General features: G+C 70.3%; 5 protein-coding genes. 2 read left to right on the top strand and 3 right to left on the bottom strand.

Translation table 11 applies throughout. The features are described from left to right. Together WH85_RS45775 and WH85_RS45770 are read right to left on the bottom strand one after the other, a co-directional pair. Nucleotides 1-737, bottom strand: a 737-nt coding sequence (locus WH85_RS45775; protein WP_045748506.1) for a substrate-binding domain-containing protein, incomplete at its 3' end; no start/stop codon positions are given. Between the two features lie 22 nt (nt 738-759). Further along, on the bottom strand, nt 760-1,296 hold the full coding sequence (locus WH85_RS45770) for a hypothetical protein (RefSeq protein WP_045748505.1): 537 nt from the start codon (nt 1,294-1,296) through the stop codon (nt 760-762). Nucleotides 1,297-1,399: 103 nt separating this feature from the next. On the opposite strand from WH85_RS45770, the gene WH85_RS45765 reads away from it, so the two are divergent. Both WH85_RS45765 and WH85_RS45760 read left to right on the top strand, forming a co-directional pair. After that, nucleotides 1,400-1,717: a hypothetical protein gene (locus WH85_RS45765; RefSeq protein WP_045748504.1), complete on the top strand. Its 318-nt coding sequence runs from the start codon at nt 1,400-1,402 to the stop codon at nt 1,715-1,717. Nucleotides 1,718-1,731: 14 nt separating this feature from the next. Continuing rightward, complete coding sequence (locus tag WH85_RS45760; RefSeq protein WP_052721330.1) at nt 1,732-3,060, top strand: DUF6745 domain-containing protein; 1,329 nt, start codon at nt 1,732-1,734, stop codon at nt 3,058-3,060. Between the two features lie 304 nt (nt 3,061-3,364). On the opposite strand, the gene WH85_RS45755 is transcribed toward WH85_RS45760, so the two are convergent. Then, nucleotides 3,365-3,859 carry a DUF2690 domain-containing protein gene (locus WH85_RS45755; protein ID WP_045748503.1) on the bottom strand — a complete coding sequence of 165 codons (495 nt, stop codon included), beginning with the start codon at nt 3,857-3,859 and terminating at the stop codon, nt 3,365-3,367. Between the last annotated feature and the right edge of the window lie 740 nt (nt 3,860-4,599).

Genomic DNA, 4,599 nt, shown 5'->3' with positions numbered 1-4,599 from the left:
CCCACCCGGTCCAGCGGCTGCCGCACACTCGACAACGCCGGCCGCAGGTACGACGCGTCGGCGATGTCGTCGAAACCCACCACGGCCAGCTCACGGGGCAGGTCGTACCCGGCCGCCGTCATCCGGTCGATCAGGCCGATCGCGTTGCGGTCGGTGCCCAGCACGATCGCGGTCGCCGGCATCCCGGACCGGATCAGCGTGTCCGCCACCGCGGCGCCACCCGACTCGTGGTTGTCGCCGGTGTCGAAGAGCAGGTCGGCCCGGGGCGTGATGCCGTGCGCGAGCAGACCCTCCCGGTACCCCTCGTGCCGCTCCCGCAGATCGAAATGCGCCAGATAGCCGGCGAACGCGATCCGCTCGTGACCGTGCTCGATCAGGTGGGCGACGGCAGCGCGTACCCCGGAACGGTTGTCCGCCAGCACCGCCGACGCACCGCTCTCCACCGCCTCCTGCGCGACGAACACCACCGGCAGGCCGGCCCGCCGGGCCTCCACCGCATAGCTCTCCGGAACAGCACCGGGCAGCACCACCAGGCCGGACAGCAGACCCTGCGCGACCGGGCGGGCGAACGCCGGCAACCCGCTGCGGTCGGCACTGTGCGAGCCCGGATCCAGGGTCTGCACGGCCATCACCCGGTCGCCACCGGCCACCGCGGCGGCGTTGACACCCTCGATGATCGCCCCGTAGTAGTCGCCACCCACGAACGGCGACAGGATTCCGAACGTACGGCTCGTCACCGGGACATGATCTCAGGAATCGTCAGGCGCGCAGGCCCAACGCGGTCAGGACGGCCCGGACCGCCTCCGCGACCGGGTGCAGGATCTCGCGGTGCAACCAGCGGGCCACCGGGACGACCGTGGCGTTCCACAGCCAGGCGATCGCCCTGCCCACCGGGACGACCAGCGTCTCCCACAGCCAGGTGGTGCCGTCCCAGCCCAGCTTGAGGAACCAGACGATCGCCCGGGTGATCGGCCCGAGAAACCACCGCCACAGCGGTTCCAGCAGGTAGGTGATGATCACCTCTGCCATCGCCGTCAGGGCGCGGGCGACGACGTGGACGACCGGGCCGAGGACCCAGCGCCACAGCCAGGCGGCCGGGATCGCGACCAGATAGCGCCACAGCCGGCTGACCGGGACGACGATCAGGTAGTAGGCCAGCCAGGCCAGCGGCGGCCGGAGCCAGCGGTCCCAGATGTGTTCGAGGCCCTGGAACAACAGGCCGAGCAACCGGAACGGCAGCACGACGAGCGTCGCGATCGCCTTGATCGGCCAGAGCAGCCAGTGGTCGTTCTGCACGGGCGACACGGTAGCAACCCGCGTCCCACCAGGGCACCCTCGGAAATGTCGTAGGTCGCCGGTACGGTTCGGCGAGGTTGTCGACAGACGGGGAGGCCGTTGGATGTACCGGCAGGGTGATGTGCTGATCGTTCCGGTGCCCGAGGAGAGCGTGCCCGCCTGCGCGCCGGTTCCCCGGGACAGGCGCGGGCGGATGGTGCTGGCACGAGGCGAGGCGACCGGACACGCCCACGTGGTCGGCGGTCCCGGGCTGCGGCTGCTCGCCGACGTCGACGACCCGGAGCTGATGTTCATCCACGTGCCGTCGCACGGCCGGGTCAGCCATGAGGAACACGGGCCGATCTCGCTGCCGGCCGGGCACTACCGGGTGACCCGCCAGCGGGAGTACATCCCCGGTGCGTTCCGTCCGGTCGCGGACTGAGAGGGGAACGGGCGATGCAGCTGACCCATGAGCAGGAGGCGATGGCGGCCGCGGTCGAGGACCAGTGGCTGGCCACGGCGCTGGAGACCGGTCCGGCCGACCGGGCGGCGGCCGAGGAGGGGGTACGCGTTTCCTACCGGCTGGCCGGTCTGGAGCCGCCGACGCGCATCTACTGGTTCGGATCGCCGCGCGCTGCGGCGGTGGCGGTCGCCCTGCTGACCGGTGTTTCCGTCCCTTCTTCCTCAGGCGTCTCGCCTTCTTCGGGTGTTCTGTCTTCTTCAAGTGGCCCGGGCTCGGCTGACGGTGAGACCTTGCCGGAGTGGTTCGGCGGGGTCGTCGCGGAGTTGCGCCGTCAAGGCTGGCAGACCGGCGAGACCGCTGGAGCGTCGGTGCGCCGTCAGGTCCGCACCGAGCCGTGGGCCGCAGCCCGTGCCGCTGCCGCCGCCGAGCTGGGCGCGGAGGGCTGGGCGCAGCTCGGGTCCGCCGCGGGCCGTCGTTCGTGGGGTCTGGCGATGGACAGGGTCGCCGGCCGTCTCCGCCTTCGTCTCGGCGAGGACCTCATCGCGGGGCTTCCGGCCGACCTCGGCAAGGCGGTCCGGTCCCGTCTGCTCGACGCGATCTACGGCCAGTTCGACGGGGCGTGGCTCGGCACCTTCGACGCGGCCGGACGGCTCTCCCCGCAGGCCGGGTCGGAATCCCCGCAGGCGGGGCCAGGATCTCTGGAGACCGAGTCAGAATCTCTGGAGGCCGGATCGGGATCTCTGGAGACCGGGTCGGGCCTTTCGCAGGACGGGTCCGGTGCCGGGCTGGCGGGGCTGGCTGCGGTGGCCCGGCAGGCCGGCTGGTGGTGGGCGCACGAGCGGGTGGCCGTGCTCAGTGAGCGTCCGGCCCTGCTGGCCCGCGACAACGTGGGCCGGCTGCACCGGGGCGAGGGCGCCGCGATGGAGTTCACCGACGGCTACGGCCTGTGGGCGTGGCGGGGCATGCCGATCCCACCGGAGCTGGCGGCCGAGCTGCCCACCCTCACCCTGGACCGGATCCAGGCCGAGGAGAACGCCGAGATCCGCCGGGTGATGCTGGAGCACTTCGGCTACGAGCGTTACCTGCAGGAGGCCGGAGCCCGCCAGTTGGGGAGCGACGAGACCGGCACGTTGTGGTACCTGGACTTGCCCGGTGACGAGCCCCTGGTCATGGTCGAGGTGGTCAACTCGACGCCGGAGCCCGACGGCACCAGTCGTGTCTACTGGCTCCGCGTCCCGCCGGACACCCGCACCGCCCGAGCCGGCGTCGCCTGGACCTTCGGCCTGACCGAGGAGGAATACCACCCCCTGGTCCAGACCTGACCCCATCGCGGCGGAATCGTCATGCTTGAGCCGTCCGTGGCCGACCGCTGACCTGAACCGGCGGGAAGCCGCCACGGCTCAGGTCGGGGTTGGTCCAGGCCTGAGCCGATGCGACGGCGCGCCCGGCCCGCGATCAGCGGTGACGGGCGCGCCGGACCTGCTTCCCGAGCGATGGTCCTCAGGCCGGTCTACTTCCCGACCACCGGTTTACTCGGGCCTGGACTTTCCCAGGTCAGGCATCGCCGAGGCCAGGTGTTCCCGGGATCGAGTGGTCTTGACGGAAGCCTGCTTCAGGAGCGGTGGATCAGGCCATCCACTTGCTGCACCAGGCGTACCAGTTGTCGGCCTTGTCGGGGTGGTTGAGGCCGTAGCAGACGCGGACCCGGTCGTCGTTGCTGTTACCGACCATGTCGGTCCAGTAGTAGCCGGAGAAACCGGGCGGGGCGGTCACCGACGTGGCACTGTGCGCCCGGTAGACGCCGCCGGAGAGGATCTGCCGTTCTACCAGGACGTTGTACTCGGAGCCGACGGTGTAGATCGACCCGGCGCTCCAGATGCGGCCCCAGAAGGCGTTGCAGGCGGACGACTTCCGCAGCTCGAGGCGGAAAGTTGGGCTCAGCGGCTCGTCCATCTGCACCCAGATGCTGCCGGAAGCCGAGCAGCCCGTGCTCGACGGGTCCTGGTTGTAGCAGCCGTTGCCGGAGCAGAGCGCCAACGCCGGTGCTGCTGGCGCGACGACGGCGGAGCCGAGCAGGCCCACCACCAGCGCCAGCATCATGCGCAAGAACTTGTTCTTCATGGAACGCCCCCGTCTGGGTCGGGCCGGAGGCGCCGGAACGAAGCCCGATGACCGGGCCGTTCCCGTCACTTCCGGAACGAGATCAGCGCCGGCCGACCATGAAGTCGGCGGCTCGCTCACCGTGACAGACCACCGGATCGAAGTATGGAAATCCGACCGAATCCGAACGCTGTCGAAGTGACCGGCTGACGGGATCCGAATGCTGCCGAAGTGACCGGCTGACGGGAACGGGTGACCAGCACATCGGCATGACCGGACCATCCGGATGGCGAGACCATGGGAACGGCCGGCGTCGTCGGGGCAGCGATTCCCGGGCCGGGGGAGCGCCTCACCGGACGGTCGAAAAGAGAAAGCCGGGTTCGCATCGATGCGAACCCGGCCCGGCGACCTCGTTTCCCCCGCTAACGAGATCGCCACCGTCCACCTCGACCCCCGTGTGGCGACGGCAGGACCAGTCTGGCGGAGTACACGCGCTCCCCGGCGAATCCCGAACGAACCCGAACGGCCCACGGCCCACGGCCCACTCTGATCGCACTCCGTCCGGCCATTCAAGTAGGGCGCCACAGCTGCGGAGACCGGGGACAGCGCCACGGCTGCGGCCAGACACCTAATGAGTCAGTCAGGGTGCGAAGCCCGTCCGCGTGGTGATTTTGGGCGTGCTGGGCGCCTGAAGTCGCCACGCTGTTGTGGGTGTGGTGATTTTGGGCGTGCTGGGCGCCTGAAGTCGCCACGCTGTTGTG

Source organism: Actinoplanes rectilineatus (genome assembly GCF_000962825.1).
Classification (GTDB): domain Bacteria; phylum Actinomycetota; class Actinomycetes; order Mycobacteriales; family Micromonosporaceae; genus Actinoplanes; species Actinoplanes rectilineatus.
The sequence above is the reverse complement of the archived record's forward strand: the minus strand, read 5'-3'. Positions and strand labels throughout refer to the sequence as shown.